22 protein-coding genes and 5 pseudogenes are annotated in these 22,122 nt (G+C 59.3%); 13 read left to right on the forward strand and 14 right to left on the reverse strand.

Annotated elements, in window-relative coordinates; translation table 11 throughout:
* Positions 1-98 precede the first annotated feature (98 nt).
* The 3 genes and pseudogenes from NKI54_RS34480 to NKI54_RS34490 form a co-directional block, all read left to right on the forward strand.
* A pseudogene (locus NKI54_RS34480) lies at positions 99-572 on the forward strand (ATP-binding protein); the annotation flags it as partial.
* Between the two features lie 381 nt (positions 573-953).
* On the forward strand, positions 954-1,262 hold the full coding sequence (locus tag NKI54_RS34485; RefSeq protein ID WP_352694271.1) for a hypothetical protein: 309 nt from the start codon (positions 954-956) through the stop codon (positions 1,260-1,262).
* A 56-nt stretch (positions 1,263-1,318) separates the two neighbouring features.
* Positions 1,319-1,570, forward strand: a complete 252-nt coding sequence (locus NKI54_RS34490) for a DUF6894 family protein (RefSeq protein WP_352694273.1) — start codon at positions 1,319-1,321, stop codon at positions 1,568-1,570.
* A 204-nt stretch (positions 1,571-1,774) separates the two neighbouring features.
* Here NKI54_RS34490 and NKI54_RS34495 read toward each other — a convergent pair whose 3' ends face one another.
* Complete coding sequence (locus tag NKI54_RS34495) at positions 1,775-2,041, reverse strand: DUF6894 family protein (RefSeq protein WP_352694275.1); 267 nt, start codon at positions 2,039-2,041, stop codon at positions 1,775-1,777.
* A 166-nt stretch (positions 2,042-2,207) separates the two neighbouring features.
* Here NKI54_RS34495 and NKI54_RS34500 point away from each other — a divergent pair, with 166 nt between their 5' ends.
* Positions 2,208-2,468, forward strand: coding sequence for a hypothetical protein (locus NKI54_RS34500; protein WP_352694276.1), 261 nt, complete (start codon positions 2,208-2,210; stop codon positions 2,466-2,468).
* A 47-nt stretch (positions 2,469-2,515) separates the two neighbouring features.
* Here the strand turns inward: NKI54_RS34500 and NKI54_RS34505 are convergent, their stop codons facing one another.
* The 7 genes and pseudogenes from NKI54_RS34505 to NKI54_RS34535 all read right to left on the reverse strand — a co-directional run bounded on the left by NKI54_RS34505 (position 2,516) and on the right by NKI54_RS34535 (position 6,364).
* Positions 2,516-3,070 carry a tyrosine-type recombinase/integrase gene (locus tag NKI54_RS34505; RefSeq protein ID WP_352694278.1) on the reverse strand — a complete coding sequence of 185 codons (555 nt, stop codon included), beginning with the start codon at positions 3,068-3,070 and terminating at the stop codon, positions 2,516-2,518.
* A 3-nt stretch (positions 3,071-3,073) separates the two neighbouring features.
* On the reverse strand, positions 3,074-3,415 hold the full coding sequence (locus NKI54_RS34510; protein ID WP_352694304.1) for a phage integrase central domain-containing protein: 342 nt from the start codon (positions 3,413-3,415) through the stop codon (positions 3,074-3,076).
* A gap of 118 nt (positions 3,416-3,533) precedes the next feature.
* A pseudogene (locus tag NKI54_RS34515) lies at positions 3,534-3,614 on the reverse strand (hypothetical protein); the annotation flags it as partial.
* 152 nt (positions 3,615-3,766) lie between these two features.
* The gene (locus tag NKI54_RS34520) at positions 3,767-4,678 is read right to left on the reverse strand and encodes a hypothetical protein (protein ID WP_352694279.1); all 912 of its coding nucleotides are present in this window, start codon (positions 4,676-4,678) and stop codon (positions 3,767-3,769) included.
* Positions 4,675-5,070 carry a phage holin family protein gene (locus tag NKI54_RS34525; protein ID WP_352694281.1) on the reverse strand — a complete coding sequence of 132 codons (396 nt, stop codon included), beginning with the start codon at positions 5,068-5,070 and terminating at the stop codon, positions 4,675-4,677. Before NKI54_RS34525 ends, NKI54_RS34520 begins: the two co-directional genes overlap by 4 nt.
* Positions 5,067-5,690 carry a hypothetical protein gene (locus tag NKI54_RS34530; protein ID WP_352694283.1) on the reverse strand — a complete coding sequence of 208 codons (624 nt, stop codon included), beginning with the start codon at positions 5,688-5,690 and terminating at the stop codon, positions 5,067-5,069. The genes NKI54_RS34525 and NKI54_RS34530 overlap by 4 nt, the downstream gene beginning before the upstream one ends.
* 314 nt (positions 5,691-6,004) lie before the next feature.
* Positions 6,005-6,364, reverse strand: a complete 360-nt coding sequence (locus tag NKI54_RS34535) for a DUF2269 family protein (RefSeq protein ID WP_352694285.1) — start codon at positions 6,362-6,364, stop codon at positions 6,005-6,007.
* Positions 6,365-6,487: 123 nt separating this feature from the next.
* Here NKI54_RS34535 and NKI54_RS34540 point away from each other — a divergent pair.
* Positions 6,488-6,780, forward strand: a pseudogene (locus NKI54_RS34540) (DUF1236 domain-containing protein).
* Between the two features lie 530 nt (positions 6,781-7,310).
* Here NKI54_RS34540 and NKI54_RS34545 read toward each other — a convergent pair.
* A complete protein-coding gene (locus NKI54_RS34545) occupies positions 7,311-7,478 on the reverse strand; it encodes a hypothetical protein (protein WP_352694287.1) in 168 nt (55 codons plus the stop codon).
* A 535-nt stretch (positions 7,479-8,013) separates the two neighbouring features.
* On the opposite strand from NKI54_RS34545, the gene NKI54_RS34550 reads away from it, so the two are divergent.
* A complete protein-coding gene (locus NKI54_RS34550) occupies positions 8,014-8,379 on the forward strand; it encodes a low affinity iron permease family protein (protein ID WP_352694289.1) in 366 nt (121 codons plus the stop codon).
* Between the two features lie 481 nt (positions 8,380-8,860).
* On the opposite strand, the gene NKI54_RS34555 is transcribed toward NKI54_RS34550, so the two are convergent.
* A complete protein-coding gene (locus NKI54_RS34555; protein ID WP_352694291.1) occupies positions 8,861-9,145 on the reverse strand; it encodes a DUF982 domain-containing protein in 285 nt (94 codons plus the stop codon).
* A 503-nt stretch (positions 9,146-9,648) separates the two neighbouring features.
* Entirely contained in the window at positions 9,649-11,418 is a 1,770-nt protein-coding gene (gene ligD / locus NKI54_RS34560) for a DNA ligase D (RefSeq protein ID WP_352694293.1), read from the reverse strand.
* 826 nt (positions 11,419-12,244) lie between these two features.
* On the opposite strand from ligD, the gene NKI54_RS34565 reads away from it, so the two are divergent.
* A complete protein-coding gene (locus NKI54_RS34565) occupies positions 12,245-14,827 on the forward strand; it encodes a caspase family protein (protein ID WP_352694294.1) in 2,583 nt (860 codons plus the stop codon).
* 1,160 nt (positions 14,828-15,987) lie between these two features.
* On the opposite strand, the gene NKI54_RS34575 is transcribed toward NKI54_RS34565, so the two are convergent.
* Positions 15,988-16,191 (reverse strand): CsbD family protein, encoded by a 204-nt coding sequence (locus NKI54_RS34575; RefSeq protein ID WP_352450279.1) that lies wholly within the window; start codon positions 16,189-16,191, stop codon positions 15,988-15,990.
* Between the two features lie 398 nt (positions 16,192-16,589).
* Between NKI54_RS34575 and NKI54_RS34580 the strand changes: the two are divergent.
* Together NKI54_RS34580 and xth are read left to right on the forward strand one after the other, a co-directional pair.
* Positions 16,590-16,748 (forward strand): annotated as a pseudogene (locus NKI54_RS34580) (DUF3606 domain-containing protein); the annotation flags it as partial.
* A gap of 141 nt (positions 16,749-16,889) precedes the next feature.
* On the forward strand, positions 16,890-17,666 hold the full coding sequence (xth, locus tag NKI54_RS34585) for an exodeoxyribonuclease III (protein WP_352694295.1): 777 nt from the start codon (positions 16,890-16,892) through the stop codon (positions 17,664-17,666).
* Positions 17,667-17,828: 162 nt separating this feature from the next.
* On the opposite strand, the gene NKI54_RS34590 is transcribed toward xth, so the two are convergent.
* Both NKI54_RS34590 and NKI54_RS34595 read right to left on the reverse strand, forming a co-directional pair.
* A complete protein-coding gene (locus NKI54_RS34590; protein WP_352694297.1) occupies positions 17,829-18,011 on the reverse strand; it encodes a hypothetical protein in 183 nt (60 codons plus the stop codon).
* Positions 18,012-18,389: 378 nt separating this feature from the next.
* Positions 18,390-18,701: a PilZ domain-containing protein gene (locus NKI54_RS34595; protein ID WP_352450276.1), complete on the reverse strand. Its 312-nt coding sequence runs from the start codon at positions 18,699-18,701 to the stop codon at positions 18,390-18,392.
* A 1,069-nt stretch (positions 18,702-19,770) separates the two neighbouring features.
* On the opposite strand from NKI54_RS34595, the gene NKI54_RS34600 reads away from it, so the two are divergent.
* The 4 genes and pseudogenes from NKI54_RS34600 to NKI54_RS34615 all read left to right on the forward strand — a co-directional run bounded on the left by NKI54_RS34600 (position 19,771) and on the right by NKI54_RS34615 (position 22,039).
* Positions 19,771-20,109 carry a hypothetical protein gene (locus tag NKI54_RS34600; RefSeq protein WP_352694299.1) on the forward strand — a complete coding sequence of 113 codons (339 nt, stop codon included), beginning with the start codon at positions 19,771-19,773 and terminating at the stop codon, positions 20,107-20,109.
* A gap of 130 nt (positions 20,110-20,239) precedes the next feature.
* Positions 20,240-20,423, forward strand: a pseudogene (locus NKI54_RS34605) (transposase); the annotation flags it as partial.
* Positions 20,424-21,116: 693 nt separating this feature from the next.
* Positions 21,117-21,413 carry a TadE/TadG family type IV pilus assembly protein gene (locus NKI54_RS34610; protein WP_352694302.1) on the forward strand — a complete coding sequence of 99 codons (297 nt, stop codon included), beginning with the start codon at positions 21,117-21,119 and terminating at the stop codon, positions 21,411-21,413.
* Positions 21,414-21,544: 131 nt separating this feature from the next.
* Positions 21,545-22,039 (forward strand): hypothetical protein, encoded by a 495-nt coding sequence (locus tag NKI54_RS34615; protein WP_352694300.1) that lies wholly within the window; start codon positions 21,545-21,547, stop codon positions 22,037-22,039.
* Positions 22,040-22,122 lie beyond the last annotated feature (83 nt).

The following is a 22,122-nucleotide window of genomic DNA, read 5'->3' on the forward strand; positions in this document are numbered from 1 at the left end:
GCCTGTGACGAAAATCTCCCCGCCCGAACGTGGATGAAAGGCGTAACGGACAATCTTCTTTGCCTCGCCATCCTGATAACGGGCATTATGAGCCCAGTCCGACGGGCACGGGCAAGACCCATCTTGCAGTGAGCCTTGGCCGCGAGGCAATCCGCCAGAATTACAACGTGCAGTTCGTCACGGCAGCCACGTTGGTGGCGATGTTGGCCAAGGCCCACAGCGACGGCTCGCTCGACAAGCAGTTAACGATCCTGTCACGGCCGAAATTGCTGATCATCGACGAGCTCGGATATCTTCCCTTCGAGCCCAATGCCGCCCACCTCTTCTTCCAACTGGTGTCCCGCCGCTACGAGAAGGGATCGATCCTGATTACCTCCAACCGTTCGGTGGGTGAATGGGGGAGCGTTTTTGGAGATCCCGTGGTGGCCACGGCAATCTTGGATCGCCTGCTTCACCATTCAACGGTGATCACCATCAGGGGGGACAGCTACAGGCTGCGCGAAAAGCGACGGTCCGGCCTTCTGCAGAAGGTCGGCTCGGTGCCCGAAACAAACCAAACAGCAAACCAATGAAGGGGTCAGTTCTTCAGTTCGCCAAAGGGTCAATTCCTGGATTCGTTTGACACCTAAGATTGGGCCGTCCCCTTGTCCATCACAGACGGAAGTGTCTGCCCTTGAGCATCAGGATATCCGGATCATCTTCCTCGTCTTCATCGGGTTCGTAAGCGGCCGGTGCCTCCAGCAGGTCGATTCGTCTGAGCTCCGACCGCCCATGGGAGCGTCCAGCGACAGCGTTTTGAACGTGTCGTATTGCCGATTGTAGCCGGCCACAAATCGTCCAGCCGCTTGCCATGCGCGCGATATAGCGAGAGTTTAGCCAGTCCGCCAAGCGGTATCGTCGCTGTACATTAGCAGCATCTTGACTAAGGCGCCGGCCGCTCCAGACTCAAAGGCATGGCGCGGGGCATTGGCATCGGTGACGTGGTTGCAATCACGGCCACGGTTCGAAGGCGGGTCACCGAGGACCGCGTAAGCGTCTCTATTCCGTCCTATAACTTCCCGCATTCGATCCGGGATTCTTCCAAGGTCAAGCGAGGCCAGCAAATCGAGCTTACAGGCGAGGTCACGCGCACAGACGAGGAAGGCCGCAAGGTGACCATTGACATGTGGCCCCTGGTGACGATCGACATCGACAAGATCAGGCTGGTGGAGAAATACCGGCCACCGAAGCGCAAGAAGCCCCTGCGGGACATGGTGAATTAGCTCTTTGTATGTAAAAAGAGATATTGAACATTTTCCGGCAATCCTAGTTAGGACTGATGCCGCGCTATTTCTTCGACTTGTCCAGCAATGGAGAGACCTTCCCAGACCCTGAAGGTTCAGAGCTTCCGAACCTGGAATCTGCGGAGGACGAGGCAGCAAAAACGCTGCTTGAAATCGCAAGAGAAAAGCTGCCCGATGGCACCTACCGCGAGGCTAGCATTCAAGTCCGCGATGAAGCAGGCAACCAGCTAGTGCAGATCGTGGTCAAATTCGAACTGAGCCGCATAGCGGGCATCAGCAGCGCCTAGGTAGGGCGGGAGGAGCTGCTTTCTGACGAGATGGCCCCGTGGCCTACGGCTAGCCGGTCCAACAGCTTACGGGCCGCTGCGATTACACGGCGGGTTTCGCCGATGGTCTGCCGAAGGTCTTCGATGTCTGCGCGGGCGCGGCGCTCATTCAATCGAGCAGTTACTATGTCAAACTTGTCCCAGGCGGAAACCATTTGAAGACCCCTAGCGCTCCCGCAGCTCAAACTTGAGCACTGCGTCTGCGAACGTCTGGTCACTCTCGTCGGGTACCTTCATCACAAACTCTCGATAGGGGCCATCCGGCAGCTTATCTGTGGTGATCTCGACCAAGGCTCTCACCGCCTCTTGTTTTGCAGCTTCGAGATCGGGCAGATCTGTGCCTTCGACGTCGCGGAAGACTTGCCCGGTATCGGTGAAGTCGAAGAAAAAGCGAGGCATCCCTCCAAACACAATAATGCGGGAAAGGTTCATCTTGCTTCACGATTGGCTATGCAGCCGGCGCCCGCCGCTCGAATGCACGCAACCGCTAACGAGCGTGATCTGACGTCCAATGATGTCCGCGCATTTGGTTAAAAACGTACGCCGCCAGACTCATCGCCCTGATCGGCTTAGAGTTACTTCCGAAAGGAGTGCTCTCATGCTGCCATTGCCCCACGTCGTCGATCCAAAGGTAGTTGCTGAGATCAATAGTCTGCTAGCCCATCACGCCGGGGCGGTACCGGTCCCCGTTCACAAACTCGCGGCGGTTGTCCGGCTGCGCCTCAAAAGCCATCTTTCCATCGCGACTATTGAGGAGCTGATCGTGGACGAAGCCGAGTGTCGCCATCTGCCCATGCTGTTCGAACTGCCGGGAACGGAAGCGGCTGTAGTTTCATCCGCTCTGGGTCGTGCGACTTGAAGGTTAGGGGCACGGGCATCGCTGTGTGATTGGCGAACTAGGTCCATTCATATCACAGCGGCCGCTGTTCGCCGCGCCTCGGCTACCAACGCGGCAATCTCTTTGCGCTGCTCGATCGCCTCGCAAGTGAATCGCCAGTGGCGGCAGAGGCCATGAGCACTACCTTTGGGCGCGTCAGACCGGCGGTAGGCTCGTTCGGTTTCATCCCCGATCTTGTGAGCCAGGGCGGCCTCCGCAACTTCGCGCGAGAAGCTTGTGGCGTCGCCGCACCTATCCCGGAAACCAGAGCGGAAACCGTGAACTGTGATTTCCGTCTGCTTCATGCGCCGAAGCAGCATCATCATGGCCATATTTGACAGAGGGTTCTCACCGTCACGGGTGAAGATGAATTCCTGTCCCTCCTGCCGTTGCTCGTGCAGGGCTTCCAGAATCGCCAGGGCCTCGATCGATAGCGGAACGGTATGCGGGGCGCCGGCCTTCATGCGCTCTTTCGGCACATTCCAGAGCTTTCCCTTAAAATCGATTTCTTTCCACGTCGCGCCAAACGTTTCGCCGGATCTGGCCACAGTCAGGATTGTGAACTCTAGCGCACGAGCTGCCATCGCCTATGCCTTCCGCAAGCGAGCCGTGAACGCGGGGATTTCAGCATACGGCATTGCCTGCTGATGGCCTCGCTGCAACCGCTGGCGCTTCGGCAAGAGGTTCCGCAAGTTGCCGCGCCATGCCGCCGGGTTCTCTCCCGAGCGCCAGCCCTTCACCTTTGCGAACTCTAGAACGCGCTCGATACGCCCGCGAAGCCTCGATGCCGTCTCGGCTTTGGCCTGCCCGATGGGCGCAAGAACTTCTAGAAGGTCTTCGGTTGTGATTGTCGAAACCCGCTTCGGCCGGATGCTCTCGCAGAAACTGGTGAGCGTCTGATTCCACTGATATTCGTGCTTGTCCGCCATTCGGACTTGATGGTGGCGATGTACTTGTCAGCGCAGTCCCCGAAAGTCGGCTCTGCTCCTTCGCTTTCTCTGCAATTGGATCGCGGCCTTCCTCAACCGCAGACCTGCACTCGGTGGCCTTCGCTCGTGCCTTTGCAAGTGTGACGACGGGATAGGCGCCCAAGCCCATTTCACGCCGCTTGCCGTCACGAGCCCACATGAGTACGGGACGGGGCCGGACAGTGCGAGACAAATAAATCCAGAAGCCCAATATTTTCAAAGAAGCAGGGGACGGTACGGAATAGCTGAAACGCTAGTTAGGTGGACCTCAAGAACAGCTGCGCCAGCGCACCACGAAAACCGGCGGCAGCGCTATGACGAAGTCTTGGGAGGCTCGTCCGTCTCCGGCAAACGATCGCGAATAGCTTCCTCGGTTTTGCTTGCCGTCTTCTTTACCAGTTCGCCGACGCGGTCGACTAGCGTCTCGTCGCCGCTGGCGCCCTGGCGGTCAGCCTCTTCCTTTACGGTCTCATAGGCTTCGGCGGCGACCTGCTTGGCTTGCTCCATGCCAGTCTCGAGGACGACCTCGGCACTCTCACGGAGCTCGTCGCTGTAGCGGCCAAGTTGCTCGTCTTCCGAGGCGGTGTGGGGCAGCATCACACCGATGGCGGTGCCCACGGCGAGGCCGACCGCAGCCATTGCCAGAGGTTCGCGCTGGAACAAGTCCAGCGCAGACTCGCGCGCCTGTGCAGCCGCATCACTAACGCCCGAGGCGACTTGTCCGCCCGTGCTTCTCAACTTTTCTCTGGCCCCGCTCGCAAGGTCTGCAACAGCTTCGGTAGCACCGCCTGCTACCGAAGCCACCGAATCAGCGGCATCTGAGAGCATGGAGCCGCCTCCGGCAGCTTCGCTTTCGGGACCATTGTACTCGCTGCTCGACTCATGCCAGCCCTCGCCGAAGCTCTGCCGGTCGGAGAAATTGCGGGAGCCCCCAGATGGCCTGCTCCGATACGCGCCTGGCGCTGAACTGTCTAGCGAAGTGCCTTTGCCGAGCATGAGCCACGCCAGGCCGGCGCCCACCAATGTAAGGGGCAGGGGATTGTCCCTGACCTGAGCCTTGAGGTTGCTGAGCATGGCCGCCCCCTCACCGGTGAACATCCCGGTGAATTCGTCGATCAGCTGACCCGGTGTCATCTTGCTGCGGATCGAGTCTGCGGTGTCCGTTATCTTGGCTCGGGCAATGTCGGCATCGCGTTCGAGTTCGGCTGAGGATTTGTCGATCATCTTATCTGGTCCTTGATCACGCGTGCGTCGCGCTTGAGTTGGTCTTGCGTGCGGTCGGGCGTCAGCTCCGAGGGAGCCATGCTTGCCGTGCCGGTGCGCAAGAGTATGATCCCCAGTATCGCCACCATGATTCCGACCAGCAGCGAAGACCAACCCGCCCCCAACCCGGCGCTCGCCAAAGCAATTACCAGCGCCTGCAAGAGCACAATCAGGGCGGCGAGCAGGCAAATGGCACCTCCCAGGACCTCAACCGCGCCAGCGCCCGCCTTGGTCACTTTTTCCGAAATTTCAGCCCGCAACAGCCTGCTTTCGGTTTGAAGCAGCGTCGTGACCTGCTGTGCGAGATCCCCCACAAGTGTTGTCAGGCTGCGACTGTCCTGATTGTCGGTCATGGGTTTTGCTCCACCCTTGCATTGGCCCAGTCGTCGCCGGACTGATCGGATCGTAGCGGCGTCGGCTCTAGTGCCTCAGCCGATCGCGAGTTCGAACCCGTTTCGGATGCTTGGCCTGTTCCCGGCTGGACCGGTGTCCCGGTCGAGGCAGATGGTGGCGAGCTCTTGATGAACCGTCCCAGCGCCAGGCCCGCCAATACGGAACCGGCGATCAGCGCCCCCGAGTTGTCGCGGCCGAACGACCGAATCTCACCAAGCACCTCGTCGAACGGTTTATCCTTCAAGGACGACGAAAGCCGCTCGAGCCCGCCTGCGGCGTCAAGGGCCAACTTCGAAGCGGTCCGTTGATCGCTATTGGCAAGATGCTCGCTGGCCGCGCGCAAGGCGCCGCTGAAAGCCTTCAGATTGGCGCTCACGTCGCGCTGCGTTCCCTCCGCCTTGTTGAACAACGCTTCCTTTGCTTCCGAGGCGTAATCGGCGGCTTTCCTAGTGATTTCGTCGCGAGCATCGTGGAGCGCCTCTGTCGCGGTCTGCTTTTCCCGTTGTAGTCTTTCCGAAAGCTCGCTTTTGGCTGCCTCGAAATCGGCCGTCTGACGGCCCTGGTCGTCCTGGTCCTGCATGGTATCTCCTAGTGGAATCCGAGAAAGGAGAGGATCGCAAGCACGATGACGACAAGGCCGATGAGATAAATGACACTGTTCATGGCGCAATCTCCTCCACTGCCTACCGAACTTGCCTGCGCTTTCTGTGTTCCGTTCGAACAGCACTTTTTTGGTAAGCTCCGCCTAACCAGCCTGAAGGGGGCCTTATGCCCACGGCAGTGAGCGCCGTTAGAATGATATCGGCGACCGGACTCCGGTGCGACTAACGGGCATTTCTCTCAGAACAGCAAAGCCGGCGGCGCGGTAGACATCTGCGGAGAACGTCATCACCGTTAACGCGAGGGTAATAGGCCCGTTCCGGCGGATATTCGCTCTGCATGGGGCGGGAATTTTCCGCAAATGCTTTGACTGCGCGTGATCGCAGCATGCCCTGCCTGCGACTCGATTGCTGGGCGAGCTATTACCAGCCAGAAGATCCCGAGTACGGCAGCGAAGGCGGGGAAGCCGAAGGCGACCGACAGCCAGAAAAACCGATGATAGCGCGGCGGCCACGGTGCGCCTGCAGCGGCGGCTTGCGACGCCAGCTTGTGCATCTTTTGGCACCGCTGGCGACCAGCCCTGTCCCTGTGAAGAATGCCCACATCCCGATTGTCCTGACCTAAAAGCTCCTTTCTACGAAGGAACCAAGCCATCGTGGCGGCCGGCCGCGGGGTTGCTCAGCGCCAGCGGAACAACAATTCCTTCCGCCCGTTCAGGTAAGTAGCCCCGTGCGGGACCATCAAGCACCGCAGCGGAAGGTTGCCTCGTTGGACTATATAGGAAAGCAATTTTTATCTGCTGCGACAGGAATCCTTCTTTTCGTAGGTGTCGGAGCGGTCGCCGCTCAGGATGTCATCATTCAGCCTGAGCAGGACACGGTGATCCGGGAGTATGTAAAGAAGAAACCGATAGCATCGCTGAGCTTCCCGGTGTTGAGCTCAAGATTGGCGCCGCTCTGCCCGACACAGTCGAGCTGTACGAAGTCCCGGACGTTCAGTACCGCTATGTAGTCGTTGAGGGACGAACCGTTCTGGTTGACCCAGGTACCCGCAGGATTGTTAAGGTCTAGATTGATTTTTCTACCAAAGCCCGCCGTGCCGAAGGTGCGGCGGACTTTCGCGTGGGTCCGGGATCGACGCGGTCGTAAGCAGAATGAGAACATGGAATCGGGGTTTCATGCATTCCGCCAACGAATTTCCGGCATGCCAGCAGCCATGAGGAGATGAGGTCGACAGCTTCGTCATTCTGACGCATCCAGCGCGCGCTCCGACGCGGCCTTGCGAAGTCGAGGCCGTCCTGCCCGGAATTCGATTTCCTGGCCATGGCGAAGCTGAGTCGTTCGAAGGCGACTACTAGGCCATACCGATATGCGACTAGCGAAAGGGCCGAAATCTGGATGTTGCGCCACACCCGTGAAATCAGAGATGTTTCGGCTACGATCAAGATGCGGGCGAGCGCACTGCCTTAATTCATGGATCGCAAACGGCACATTCGCCAAGATCCTTTCATCGGGGCATGACGACTTCCACTGGCTGCCAAGCGCAACGAACTGAGGCGCCAGCGAGAGGCACGGCAGAAAGCGGTCCGAACACTGCGAGCCTAGTAGGATCTGACGGCGGCCGAGGTGAGCACTTTTGCGTTGCGGATCAACTTGAGCGCCTCGTCCGTCGTCAGCCCGCATTTTCGCGCATAGAAGGCGGCCTCCTGAGTCTCCTCTGGAGAAGGTGGCACCTGACGCGCATCGAGCTTTCGTTTCTGCTTTGCCATTCAGTCTGACTGCGTGAATCAGTTAGTCAGCTAATCTGTCACTTTTGGGGGCGCGAGAGCAAGCTTTCGTGCTGTGAGTTCCAACCGATCCCGGCAACTGCCGGCAATCACCGCCTCCGGGCACGAAGTACAAAAGCGGAAGCAGGTGACTAAGCAATCTGCACGAGGTTGGTTCCGGCCGCGGAACTTTGCTCCTCATATCGAGTTGGCGTTTCTCAATGGAGAGAGAGCCATGTCGAAAAACACCCGTTTTGAAAAAGAGCTGGCCGGCAAGCCGCAACCAGAGGCGGACGCGAGGGGCCAGTCCGAGAAGAACCACAAAGGGGGAATGGAACGACGGCGTCTCTCGTGCCAACCCTCGCGTCCTATCCGGAAAGGATGACGTTCCCGCATAAGTGGAAAAAGTAGGGACGACTGCACAGCAACTGTTCATGCGCAGTCCCGGAGCCTCATTCCGCTGGCTCATAGGCGAGAGCCGTCCGCATCTCGGACCGCATTGACGAGCACCCAAGATCGAGGCCCAACCGGGATTCACATGAACCGATTTCTCTTTGTAGTTGCTGACTTTTTGTCCCGGCCGCCCGGCTTTTATCTGATCATCGTGGCCATGATAGCCTGCACTGCGATGGTCCCTTTCGGCCTAACAAGCGTAATCACCTATGCGCTTTCAGTAGCAGCGATTGTGATTACCGGCGTTGTTCTGATCCAGGGTTATCGCGACACTGCTGCCATCCATGCCAAGCTCGATGAGATTATCGTTGCATTGAAGGAAACGAGGAACAATGTCGTAGGGCTGGAGCACGCCGAGCCTGAGGAAATCAAGGCCCATTTGGCGCGGCTCGAAATGGAAGCGGCTGCGGCTGATCGAGAAACCAAGCACGGGGGAGTCTCTGGCGCGTGAGCGCTACTCAAAAGCCATCATGGGCAAGCTGAGTCCAGCAGGACGCGGTCGCTCAAGGTCCCGCCAGCGGCGGCCAAGCGCCACGAGATGCGCGGCAGCGGTAAGCGTAAGCGGAGGGCGGTTAATCTAACGTATGCGCATTGTTTGGTAGTCGGCAAGAAAACTGGCTGTTGCAAACCGGGATGGACGCGAGCGGGCTCGCCGGACTTGCCGCTAGGGCGCAGCTCGACTGGTTGTGCCGCGGTCGCAATGTCGAAATCATAGCGGCCTATCGTATTCGGTGGGAGTGCATCTTTCGCCGACCTGGCGGAAGCACTTCCAAGCCATGTTCAGGTCTCCCGGCTTTGACCGCGCCATGTGGAAGCGCACCGCCGTCGAGCGCTGCCGCATTCTCAAGAGAATGCCGACGCCGCGGAATTCGTCGGCATAGCGATGGCCGGCGAAGCCTGCCAGCGGTCCAGATGGCGAGAGCAGTATGGGCTCACACCATGTCTCTAACAACCGCGTCGAATTTCGTGAGGCCTACGCTCGGAGGCCTTTGGGTAAAAAGTCCCTGTTCGATTGCGGCCGCCTTGAAGGCATCGATCGCAGCTTGTTGGTTGCAATGACCGGCCAAGCATTCCTTGATCATTCGGACGGCTTCGAGCCGCTGCGGCTTGGCCACGTGTGGCCATGGTTGTTCAAGGGCTTTCGCAGCATCGGATATTGATGCAACCACCATCGGCTTGCAATTCAGGTAAATTGTAATCGGAATGAACGCCGGCATTTTCTCGCTCGCCAGGGTTGAACGCGGCTAAACGCGAAGAAAGGGCGGAGGTTGCATGAACGCGCGTCTTCGCGATTTCAAGCCCCGCTACCCGATGCAATTGAGACTGAACAGGCTCTTCTCGGGGCAACCTAAACTCAAATGACGCCCGTTGGCGGGTCGCTCGGCCTTGGCAAAATCAATAGGGCTGGGGCGCAAGGCAGAAACGCCTACAACAACTGCGGCGGACAAACCAAAACGAGCTGCTCGCGCCGCAGCCGTGACAACAATTCCATCGGCAGTCAAGTCACCGGAGAAGAAGGCGCGCAACGCGCTCGTGAAAGCACAGCGTGCTGCATTCGACAGAAATGTGAGGCCGCTTGGGTTGGGTAAGCCACCCTGCCGCATCGGAACTACTCTGAGGATGCAGCGAGGCGCAATGCTCCACATATGCAGCGGAGGAATCTCAGACGGGCCTTCCGTCGCGTGTGGGCTGCGAGCGCAAGTTGGCGGCTCTCGACACGCTACGCTGCCCTTTTCTTGGCCGCCGTGAAGGGATGGCTGATCGTGAAGGCGTCCGGCTTAATGCCACGCTCAACCTGGCTCCAGGTCACAGGATGCGCGATCGGGAAGCCGGGCCGCACTCGCGGGGAGAAGGCGCCAGCGGCCGTATTGCCACGTCCGTTCCGCAGATAGTCGATGAAAATCCGGCTTCTTCGGGCTGCCGGATCGGCCGACAGCAAATAGCGATCGGGATCAGCATGGACAAGGCACTGAGCAAGGGACTTTGCGAGCTGCCGGGCGCGCTCGTGGGTGATCTTCGTTTGAAGCGGGGCCATCAGGTGGATCCCCTTGCCGCCTGTGACCTTTGGCCAACTCTTCAGACCTGCCCCCTCCATGATGTCGCGCAGCGCCAAAGCGGCATCGATCACTTCACACCATTCGACGCCTTCGCCGGGATCGAGGTCCAGAACGACGCGATCGGCATGCTCGATGTCGTCCACCGTAGCGTTCCAGGGATGAAGCTCCACGGCGTCCATTTCGACCAGTCCGAGCAAACCGGAAAGATCATCCACCCACACGCGCACCCCTTCACCACCCTCGCGCTTCTGGACCCGCAATTGGTGCACTGCTGCGGGAATGTCCGGCAGCGGTCCCTTGTGATAGAAGATGGCCCCCAAGGCATGGCGAACCAGCTTCAGCGGCCTCCGGCCAAGATGAACCAGCGCCTGATCGGCAACCCGTTCCCAGTAGCCGGCGAGCTCTTCTTTGGAGGGTGAGACCGCATCGGGCAGCAGTTGCAGGATGTTCTCGCGCGGGACGCCATGGTTCCGGTCCAGCCGTCGCTTCGACCGTGCGGGCGGTTTTGCCGGGATAGGCACGAGGTCTTCGCGCAATCCCTTGAACACCGCCTCGCGCAAGATGCCGCGATCCGTCACGCCAGTGAATTGCACCTCCGCCAGAACGTCTGGTCTGACCCAGGTCGCTTTGGGCTTGTCGACAGGCAGTGACAGCGGCGACTTGTCGATGATCAGGGGGTTGAGCCGCTCGCGAAGACGTTGAGATGCTTCAAGCGTATAGCCGGTCTGGACCTTGCCTGCATAAAGCAGCCGGTCGTCCTGTCGCCTGCCAATGTAGAGCGATGCGATGCGGCGCGGACGGGCGCCGAGCTTCTCGACGAAAGCCACAATCGGGAAAGTGTCGCTCTTGATGCATTTGACCTTGACCCAACTCGTCTGGACGCCGGAGCGATAGGGCGCATCCGCGCGCTTGGACACGATCCCCTCCAGGCCCATCCTGCAGGCCTGTGCGAACATGGCGCTGCCGCTTACCTTGAGGTGCTCGGCATAGATCAATTTTGGCGCTGTATCGCTCAGCAGCTTCTCCAGTGCGGCCTTGCGCTCAACCAGCGGCTGCTGGCGAAGGTCGCGCCCGTTAAGGTGCAGCAGATCGAACGCATAGAAGATAAGCCTCGGCGAGTTCGGGTTGCCCAACTCCCGCTCCAAGGCTTGATAGTCCGGCAGACCCGTTTCGCCGAGGACAACGGCTTCGCCGTCGATGATCGCAGACTTCACCGGCAGGTTCGCCGCGGCCTGGACAATGCTCTTGTAGCGATGCGACCAGTCGTAGCCGCGACGTGTGAAGGCTCGTGCTCTTGCTCGCTCGACGATGAGTTGGGTCCGGTAACCATCGTACTTAATTTCGTGAAGCCATTCGCCGTCTTCGGGAGCTTTGGCCACCAGGGTGGGTGATTGAAACTCGATGAAGGAAAGCCGGTCCCTTGCGCTACTCATCAATCTGCGACTCCAGAAATCGACTCAAGCCGCAGGACGAGCCTCGGTTCCGGGCATTTTAGGAAAGTTGCATAAAGTTGGGCGGGCCCTCAGATCTTCGGTGGACCGCACTGTCCTTTGGCGAAGATTCCAGTTCGTGATCTTTGCCTCGACGCGGGAGATGCGATGGCCGACGATGTGTGGCGGACTAGCTGCGTCGGTCGCAACCTCGAACCTCTCATGCACTCCCGTCCCAAGGCCGAGGATAGCAAGCTGATCGCAGCAGAAGGCGAGGGGCGATGACCCGGGCTCAACGCCGTTCGGTATTTTCGGTTCCGGTCAGTTGGCTCGCGCCGCCCAGGTTGTTATCGCATGACCTCGACGGAGATTGCGGCAAGGGCTCGCTCCATGCTCTCAGCACGTATTACAAGAACACTAAGCGAATGACGTCGGCCACCCAGCCGATCGTTGAACTTCTGGGGAAGCTCTTTTTGCACTCCGGCCGAGCCTGCAAAGAGCCTGTGACCTTACTGCAGAGGCCCAGGCGAGCAAGTGTCGCCTGCGATGTCGCCCCCGTGCGGAGCAAAGGTGTTCCCAGCCGAAAAAATGCCAGAAACTCGCAGCCGCAATCCTCGCCTCCCGCAGCTGCTCCTCCCGATATCAGTGGCGGAATTGGGATTGGCGGTAGCCTGGAGGTGTGACAGACGTTGCAGACACTCGGTCCCTGATGTAATTTAGTATTCGATCAAGTGAGGAATATGCCCGCCGTCGCGACGGCTTTTCTCTCTTTCTGTCTCGGCGGATTGCATGCTCTCTGACGGACCTTGCTAGCACATGCCGTGTTCTTGTGGGCGAGGCAATAGCGTTCAAGGGAATTGCCATGCTCCGACTTTGCGGAATCATCGCAGCCTTCCTCTTCGCGAGCTTCACGACCTTTGACGCTTGCGCCGACCGAAGAGTCGCCTTTGTCATCGGCAACTCGGAGTACCGACAATTCCCCGCACTCAAGAACCCGGCCAAGGATGCCGAGGACGTGTCAAAAACCTTTCGACTGGCAGGGTTCGAGGTCTTCGTCGCAAGCGATCTGACGAAGCTGCAATTCGAGGAGCAGTTCCGCAACTATCTTGCCGCCGCAGACGGCGCAGAACTGGCCGTCGTCTACTACTCCGGCCACGGTTTTCAGATCGGCGGCGAAAATTTTCTGATCCCGGTCGATGCCTCCTTGAAGCAGGCGGCGGACATCGAAGTCCAGGCCATCAAGCTCAACGATGTGCTGGAACAGTTACGCTCGAAATCAAAGATTCAGGTGATCATACTCGATGCCTGCCGCAACAATCCGTTCCCACGCAAGAATTACTGGCTGAGAGACCAGCTCATCACTGCCGGCAATACCGGGCTCGCACAGGTGAGAAGCTCGCTGAACACCTTGATTGCCTTTGCCACCGAACCCGGGGCGGCGGCTTATGACGGCGCCGGCGAACTCAGCCCGTTTTCGGCGGCGTTTTCCCGTCGCGCGCTGGCCCCGAACCAGGAGATCCGCACCGTGATGGCGGCGGTGCGCCGCGATGTGGTCGAGGCCACAAACGGCCTCCAGGTTCCCTGGGAGAACTCATCGCTGATCGACGAAGTCGTCCTGATGCGCCGCAGCAATCGACCATCGCTGCCGCCCGTGCTGGAGAAGGTGGTGCTGTCAGGAGTCGGACCCGTCGACTTGGGCTTGCCTGAACCGGTCGATGTCGATGGTGGCACGATTACCCTGAGCATCGAAAGACCGCCCGCCCTGGGACGTTTGATGCTGGACGGCAAGGCTGTTGAGTTGGGCGTGCCGATCCAGGGCAAGGATCTGCCGCGCCTGCAGATGGATGTTCCCAAGGGAGTCGCCCCGCAGGAAGAGGTCGACATGCTGGCCTATGCGACGCATGACAACTGGGGCGGCCAGACCCAAGGCATCGTCGTGTTTCGGGTCAAGAGCGGTGAAGGCGCGCAAGGCGAACAGATCATGGCTTCGCTCGAGGCCGAGCAGAAGCAGCAGGTGCTGGAGCGTGGCATTCATATCACCGGTGCGGCCGAGGCGATCGAGAACCGCGACATCGACGTTCCCGTGGGCGTGGGTCCAGTTGCGCTGAATCTGGATTTCCCGACCGATGATCCCGCCGTCAGCCTTAAAGTATCGAGTTATCCGGCAACGGGAACGCTCTCGCTGCCCGATCGAACCCTGTCGCCGCAGTCGAGCCTGATGGCCGGAGAGGTCGATCGGCTGCGCTATGAACCGCAGATCGGCGCGGAAGCCAAGGTCGAGGTCGGCTTCGAAATCCGGGCGGACAGCAGCTCATCAAAGCCCGCCACGATGAAACTGTCGCCGACGATCAATCCGTGCGACACGGCTGCCGGCGAACCTCTCGATCTGCAAGGCGTCAGCCCCGGCCTGCTGCCGAATGAAATTGGCGCTAGCGCGGTTGAGCTTTGCGAGGCCGCAGTAAAGGCTTATCCGGAAGTCCCGCGCTTCCGCTACGAACTGGGGCGGGCGCTGCTTGCGGCAGGCAAGGTCGAAGAAGCCAAGACAGCCGTCGAGGAGGCGGCCAGGAAGGGACATGTACGCGCCGTGTTCGAACTCGGCTACATGTATGCGACCGGAGCCGGCGTGGCCCTGGACCGCACCCAGGCCAATGCCCTCTACGCGGCGGCCGCCGACAAAGGCGATCCCTACGGAATGACGTCGTGGGGTCGCGCCTTGTTCAATGGCTATGGCGTCAAGCCCGACACCGGCAAGGGTTTGGACCTGCTGCTCAAGGCGGCAGCGATGGGGCACACCTACGCCATGAACGATCTGGCCGCGATCTTCACTGAGGGCCGCAACGGCGTAACCGCTGACCCGGCCCGCGCTGTTGCCTTCCTGCAAGCCGGTGTCCAGCGGCAGGACATGTATTCCATGAACCTGCTCGGGCGCAATTACTTGTCCGGGCAGGGCGTGGAAAAGGACCCCAAAACGGCGTTAGCGCTATTTCAGAAGGCAATCGATCTCGGTCAGCCGTATGCGCCCGGCAGCCTCGCACGCATGTATCGGGATGGTGTCGGGGTGGGACGGAGCCTCGCAGAAGCGCAAAGATTCTTCGAAATTGGGATCGCTCGGGGTGATCCGTCCGCAGCTTACGATCGCGCGGCCCTCGAAATGCAAAAGGGCGATAAGGCCGATCAGGCCCTTGCCGTGCGCTTCCTTGCGCTTGCCGCCGCACTTGACGTGCGCAAGGAACTGCCGGACGCCCAGAGGTCGCTGGCAAAGTTCGGACCGAAGCCAAAAACAGCGGCGTTGAAGCAACTGCGACAGGAACTGAAATCGAAGCTTCCCGGGTCCGGTTCACAAGACACTCAACTGGTTAACGCGGCCAGACGAGTCTGGGAAGAAGCCAATCCGCGTCGGGACTTGTTCTGACCAAGGAGGAGACAATGGCGAGCAGAGTATTGAAACACGCAATACTTGGAACAGCGTTATCCGGCTTGTTGGCGGGCCTCATGGGCTGCACTTCCCTGGTTCCGAGAGTTGAACCGACGCCACTGGTCGAAACGCCCCAGCCGAAGATTCTCCGCCGGGTGCCTCCGCCGAAGGTCGTCAAGCCCGTTCGCAAACAAAAAACCGCGAAGAAAGTGATTATACCGGTTGAGGACGAGCCTGTTCCTGCGCCTGTCATTCCTTCTGGTGGCGGTGGCGGTGGAAGCGGGGGAGGCGGCTGGGGTTGATCAGGTCAGACCGAAGAAGGATTGCATGAGCCTGGCGTTCGATGGCGCTTTCTGATCCTACCAGACTTGCCAGTCGTCATCGACATCCCGCCGAACACGACAAAAGACAGCAGGGAGAACCGGCCTCTGACGGAAATGGGTGAAGTCGTCCTCAGGCCTCGGTCAGGCAGGCGGGGAGGATTCAATTGCTGGCCGCGTCATGCCTTCCGGGACGAGGCTGACCCGCTAGCTCTGACGATGAGACCTGACTGCCTTCGTGAGGGAGTCACGCCGGCCGGGCGCAAGATCGTCATGCTGCAATACCGGACCAATGCCGGCGTCCGCCGTAAACCCTCGATCGGGAAGTCCGGTGATTTGACGGTCGAGCAAGCTCGAAAAATCGCCCAGGACTGGCTCCTTCCCTATCGATCGTGGCGAACTTGAGCTTCGAGGCGAGGTCAGCCACTTCGACGAGAACGCCCGAAAGGGTATTTGGGGAACGCTGCTGGCTTGCTGTCGATGCTGGATTTGGCTGCATGTTGTCGGCGCAAGTGGCTATTGCTGTCGCATAGACGAGATTGCCGCTGCCCGTTTGGGAGCTTGGGGGAGGCGCCGGCCGAGCAGACATCAGGTCCGCCGCCCGCAGAACTTAACAGCGGCCACGCTCGCGCCTACGGCGTTATCGCGGAAAGCCGGACGGCAGCCGGTCAGCGCATAACTCACATGCGAGTCCGTCTGCGCCTTACAATCGCAGCGGCTGGGTCAGACCGCTGGCTGTCTCAACACAAGCCGGGTTGACCTTGCAACTGCCAGCGCACCAAGGAGCGCCGTTAAGTGAACAGCACCTTTTCCTGTAGATGACGGCGTGATGCGATCCTACCAGACTTGCCGATCATACCAATCGTCAATATCCTGCCGAACGCGGTCCCTTTCGATACCGTAGCGTTCCTGGATCTTGCCTTCGAGCTGATCGCGATTGCCAGCGATGCGATCAAGATCATCATCGGTAAGTTTGCCCCACTGTTCCTTGATCTTACCCTTGACCTGCTTCCAGTTTCCTTCGACGCGATTCCAGTCCATGACATATCCTCCATTGTTTTGCACAAGGCGAAACGGTCGTCCGGCCAGGGAGTTCCGGGACGAAGATCTCTGATGTTCACGTCTCCAGTTGGGAAGGTGACGACGCCAATCAGGAGATGGTGGGCCTTTGGGGACGCGTCGACCTCCCCGAGCGGAGCGTGACGTGTTGAGCGAGAGGAGCACGGCTGTCCCGCACATGATCATCCATGTCGAAATCGCCCACCCAGGCTTCGAGCCGCTAGGCTCGCCCGCGGTAGCGACGTGCCGGATCCGAATACATGGGCTCATTCGATACCCTGCCTGGGAGCTGGCTCCGTGGCACGCGCGTCGCCACCATTGAACCGGAAGGGTCCGGCCGCGTTGTCTGGTGACTGGTACGGCGATTGTTGTAGATAGAAATGGCGAACACTGGCACAACGCGTGGACGCAACCATGACCGGGCAAGGGTCGCTGGTGGGCAGGACCACGAAATGAAGTATGAGGCGAGCAAAACCGGCGCCAGCAAAGCTGACGTCAGGTCGGCGGTGAAGTCAGTCGCCAACAGTCGCAAGAAAGTCACGACAAGCTGGGCAGGAAGTGAGGCTCGGCCGCACAGACGCTGGGGAAGTTGCAATATCAAGAGCTCGAGGTTCAGCGCAGGGGATAGGCCACATTGCCTATGACCGGCTGCCGCGAATATCTCACGAGGGGGCACGCACATGACTCGCATCGCTACCTTCAATGTGAACGGCGTCAACGGCCGATTACCTGTGCTCCTGAAGTGGTTAGGCGAAAGCGACTACGACATCGTTTGCCTGCAAGAATTGAAGACGTCGGACGACAAGTTTCCTATCGATGCGATCAGAGAGGCGGGTTACGGTGCGATCTGGCACGGCCAGAAATCCTACAACGGTGTGGCGATCCTGGCCCGAGGAATGGAGCCTGTGGAACGCCGACGCGGCCTGCCTGGCGATCCTGACGACACTCACAGCCGCTATATCGAGGCCGAGGTGGATGGGGTCGTTGTGGGCTGTCTCTATCTGCCCAATGGCAATCCAGCGCCTGGCCCAAAGTTCGACTACAAGCTGCGCTGGTTCGATCGCCTCATCAACTACGGCCAGCACTTGCTCGAAGTTGGGGCACCCAGTGTTCTCTGCGGCGACTATAACGTCGTTCCAACCCAAATCGACGCCGTGGTGCCAAGGCGATGGCTGGGCGATGCGGTCTATTTCCCGGAATGCCGGCAGGCCTATGCTAGAATGCTCGAAGGTGGCTGGATCGATGCCGTCCGGCGCATCCATCCGGAGAAGGGCATCTACACCTATTGGAATTTCTCCTACTGGGGCGGCTACGATCGGAGTTCGGGCCTGCGAATGGACCATCTCCTTGTGAGCCCCTCCCTTTCCGACCGGCTGCGCAGTGCCGGCGTGGATGTCGACATGCGCGGCTGGGAGAAGCCAAGCGACCATGCGCCGGCCTGGATCAAGCTCTATTGAACCGCGAGGAACACAGATGATTAAACCGGATTCTCTCGAATGACAGGCTTGGCGCGCCGTTCCAGACCGGGAAGCTGTTGTCCAGGGGCGATTTCGCCTGCACGAGCGAACTCGAAGCGGCGTTTGACGAGTATATTGTGCCGGGTCGCGTCGGGCGCGCAGCTAGGCTGCCTTCTTAAGGTCCGCCACCTGAACGCCCAGCCGGAACGCCTGACCATCTGCAAACGAGCGCGCGTAGCTCTCGGATGTAAAACGGACGGTGGTCGTGGTGCCATTGACCGTCACGCGAACCGACCAGTCTTTGTCTCTGACGATTTCAACGGCGTGTCGGTCATGCGGAGTCATACATTCCTCCCAGAATCTTACGTTGAGGAGGGAGGATAGCGTCGCAACACTCGTTTGCATGCAAATAATCCGACACCGCGATGTCGAAATGTCAAAACAGCGCACAGCTAGGCGAACTTAAGTCGATGTCGTCGCCTTGAGCTGTTCAAGGTGGTCTCTTGGCGAAGTTACAAAGTGCGGTGGCAGTCTCTTCAGCCGTCCAGCCTTGCTCGATGCAAGAGGAATGAGAGCCGTGAAAGCGGTTTCAAGGACGGCTGCGCAGTTCCCGTCCTGTCCAGGCTGTCCTCGGCAAGAATGTGCGGTGCAACTTGTGCTGTTCGGGACATGAAAAATAACTGGCGAGTGCCAGAAAAAGTCTGACTTTCATCTTACCGTCGGTCAGCCGTAGTGAAGTTTCGGTTTTGGCTCGGTGCCGGTGAATTTGACGCCGATGCGGTCGTTGCGACGCCAGCGAACCTCCGATCGATAGGCAACTCCATCGACCGACACGTAGAGCAAGAAGCGATCGGGAACCCGGGCATCGGGCGCGACCTTCAGCTCAGCGCCCCCCTCATGCTGATTGCGCAAGGTGCAGCTGATCTCGGAATTCTGGATCCCGGTGATGATCGTCCCGCCCTTTAGCACACGTTGGCGGCGCTCGCGCCGATGCTCGTCGGATCTCTCATCAACTGGGTTCCCGGTGTTTGCCATCGATAAAATGTCAATTCGCCCCTAGGTAATACCGAACACAGACGCGCAGCAATGGATGGGTCATGTTGCCCTATTTCGTGACATTACAGGGCATGCTCAGGTGAATCTGTCGGGTCGCGCAGAAAAAGGCAATGATCTAGAAAAGGTCCCGCGTTTGCCGACATGCCGATCAACACGGTTTCCAAGCTTTTGGTCGACGCCGACCTAAATGCTGACCTTCCGGCAGACAGGCCGAGTAGCCGTCGAACTCCACCTCGTATATCCAGGCGTCGCCCTCGGGCGGCTTCTCGACCAAAGTCGGCATCAAGGCTCAATGAACTCCAGCCGGCTGGTGCCGGCGCCTGCCCACCTACGCAAGGAACCGAGTCTGGATCGTGAGATCCGGCGGCTAGGGCAACGGAACATAATCAGATTACCAAATTGGCAATGATGCATGAGATGGCCTATAACTTGCGCAACCGGTGAACGACCCAATTGCCGCTAGTTAGCGCCAGCGGCCGCTGGTCATCCCCCGATTGGCTGCCGGGCCGTTCCTATCAAACCGCTACGCTCGATTGATCGACTACTCGCGACTATCGAAAGCCACCAACAGGTCAAGGGCCGCAGCGACTTCGACGATAGCCTCGGTTATATGGTCGTCGCATACTGTCAAATCAGGCGCAGACTGCCGAACGTGGCATAATGCGGCTTTGACCGAGACGGTGTCCCCCCGGTCCGCCCTGTTGAGGATTGCGGCAATCGCCTGTTCTAGAACTGGACCGACCCTTTGGACGATGCTCATCCACCTTCCCCCCCGGGAACGCTAGCGTCAAAAATAACGTGTTCGAGGCCGGAATGCAACCGATGGGCGAAATCGCGACTATTTTTCGGTCTAATCGTTGCGCATCTGCAAAGGAGACCGAAGGCAAACATGCCGCAGCGGAGCCAAGGGCGATGAATCGTCTCAAAGGCTAATCGTTGTCAGAGTTACAAAAAGAACTTCATCGGGGAACGCTCTTTCTGTCTGCCTGTTCGATTTGCCAGCGCACCCCGCGCATTCAGACAGGAGAAAGAAGAGAAACGCATCCTTTTGGCTTCGGCCGTGCTGGCGGTGTCGGCCGGGCTTTCCTTTGCCCAGACGACGAGCGGAACTTCGAGCGGAACCTCGACGAGCGGAACCTCGACCACGACAACCATGCCCAGCACGACGGATCAGGGCACCGGCACGACGGGCAGCGGGACCAACATGTCCGGCGATCAGGGCACCGACACGACCACCACCAGCGGCACCACAAATCCGAACTCGGCCAGGGACTCCGCGCCCGGCCAGCAGACTGGCAGCGCTCAGCAGGCGGCGCCAGGTCAGCAGGACACGACAGCGAACACCGCCGCGCCAGGCCAGGTGAAAAAGACCGACGAAGGTTGCTGATTGGCACATCGGCACAGGTTGGAATCACCAGCGTGTGGCTGGCCAGTCTCCCCCGACCACCGCCTGAACTCAACTCGGCTGGCGAGCAAGCTGCCGCCAGCCGAGCATCAGTCCAGGAACTCTGCGCGTGATTGAGCGGCTCAACGGCGAGATTAAGCGGCGGACCGACGTCGTCGGCATCTTGCCCAACGACGACGCTATCGTCCGCCTCGTAGAACGACGAATGGGCCGTCCAAGCCAGATACATGACACTGGAAACCATCAGCCAAATGAGCGATGATCCGCTCATCAGCCTGCCAGGGGTGGCACGCTGATCATCCCGGCCCCCATGCCGGAGAGCGCGGCGACCAAGCCGTCAGCTACACCACATCCTGGGACACGACCTGAAAATGGTTTTAGCCAAAGACTTGTCTCATGTTACGCTCACATTTAATTGTCCGGATTGCTCCTATCCGGCAGTAAGGAGAGGCTCTGCACTAAGAACGATCGCGCACTTCAGATGCCACGGGTGCAACGCCAAGGTGCGGATCACTTACCAGCAGAAGCTAGCAATCTTCGAAAAGCACAGGCTATCCGCCGCCCAGGGGGCGTTGCGACAACTCAACTCTGCTTTGCGGTAAGCCTAGGCGGTTTCGCCTAAGGGTCAAACAGGGCATCGCCGGTGTCACTCCTAATCCTGATCCCAGAAGTCCAGCAGCGAGGCCTTGTGTAGACCCTCTTCGCCGCGCAGATGCTTACGTGGCCAATCAGTCCCGGCTTGATCCATTGGGTGGCTGGGCGCTTCATGCACTTTGGCGACGGCCCGACATGCTCCTGGCCCCGCTTCCATAGCCGCTCGCGGATCGCTCGGGTGCGGATCTCACCCACGAGGGCGAATGCCGGCTTGCCAGTTCGCTCAACGCCGAGTGCGGCCGCCGGATTTTGTGCAGGTCGGGGCTAAAGAGTGCACACTCAAATCGAGTGAAATCCTTAGTCGTTCCTTCATCCATATTTGCCTAAATACTTCCATGGAATGGGGTGCCCGTATATTGAGGCGGTTTGTACGCCGTCTGCGACAAACAGGCGAGAGCGGTAACGTTGCTACTATTTTTGCCCTGTCATTGCCGATTGTCGTCGGCGGTGCGGGCCTCGGTATCGAGACTTCCTATTGGTATTACAGCAGCCTGAAGCTACAAGCGGTGGCGGATGCGGCGGCCTATGCTGGCGCTTTGGAAAAGGTTTCGGATCCGACACGCCAAAGATTGTCTCCGCAGCGACAGCGTCAGCGACCACGAACGGCTGGGGACCGTCAGCAGGTACAATAGAGGTCTTCTCGCCTCCGTCAGCCGGTCCAAATGTCGGAAAAAAGGCGGTTGAGGTCATCGTTCATCAGACCCTCGATCGGTTTTTTACATCGATATTCACGCAAAATGCGGTTGGCGCACAGGCAAGAGCCGTGTCTCTTATCATCGATGGTTCAAAGGCCTGCCTTACGGCGCTCAATCATTCCGCTCCGAAAGCGGCGCTCTTTTCCGGCAGTTCGAACCTCAAACTGACCGGCTGCGTCGTGATGTCGAATTCGATAGCTCCGGACGCCATCAAGCTTCAAGGATCGGCAAGCCTGCAGGTCGATTGCCTGGTATCGGCAGGCGGTGTTTCGTTGAGCAACCCCGTGACGACCGTGTGCGCCAGCCCGATAACCCAGGCGTTGCCCGCTGCCGATCCTTTTGCCGACTTGCCGGCGCCACCGGCCACGAACCCCTGTCAAAACAGCAATCAGTCGGCGTTGCAACCTGGAACATACTGCAGGGGACTCAGCTTGAGCGGCAATGTAACGCTCTCGCCCGGGGTATACGTCATTCAAGGCGGTGATTTCAAAGCGAACTCGAATGCAAATATTTCCGGCGAGGTGTCGTCATTTATCTGGCCGGTACCTCCGGCGTTAGCATGAACGGCACGGCGACCGTCAAGCTCAGCGCACCGACGTCGGGCACCTATTCAGGTGTGCTGTTCTATGGCGACAGAGCCAACCTG

Origin of the sequence: Mesorhizobium sp. M0663 (assembly GCF_040320585.1) — a bacterium.
In the GTDB taxonomy this organism is placed as follows: domain Bacteria; phylum Pseudomonadota; class Alphaproteobacteria; order Rhizobiales; family Rhizobiaceae; genus Mesorhizobium.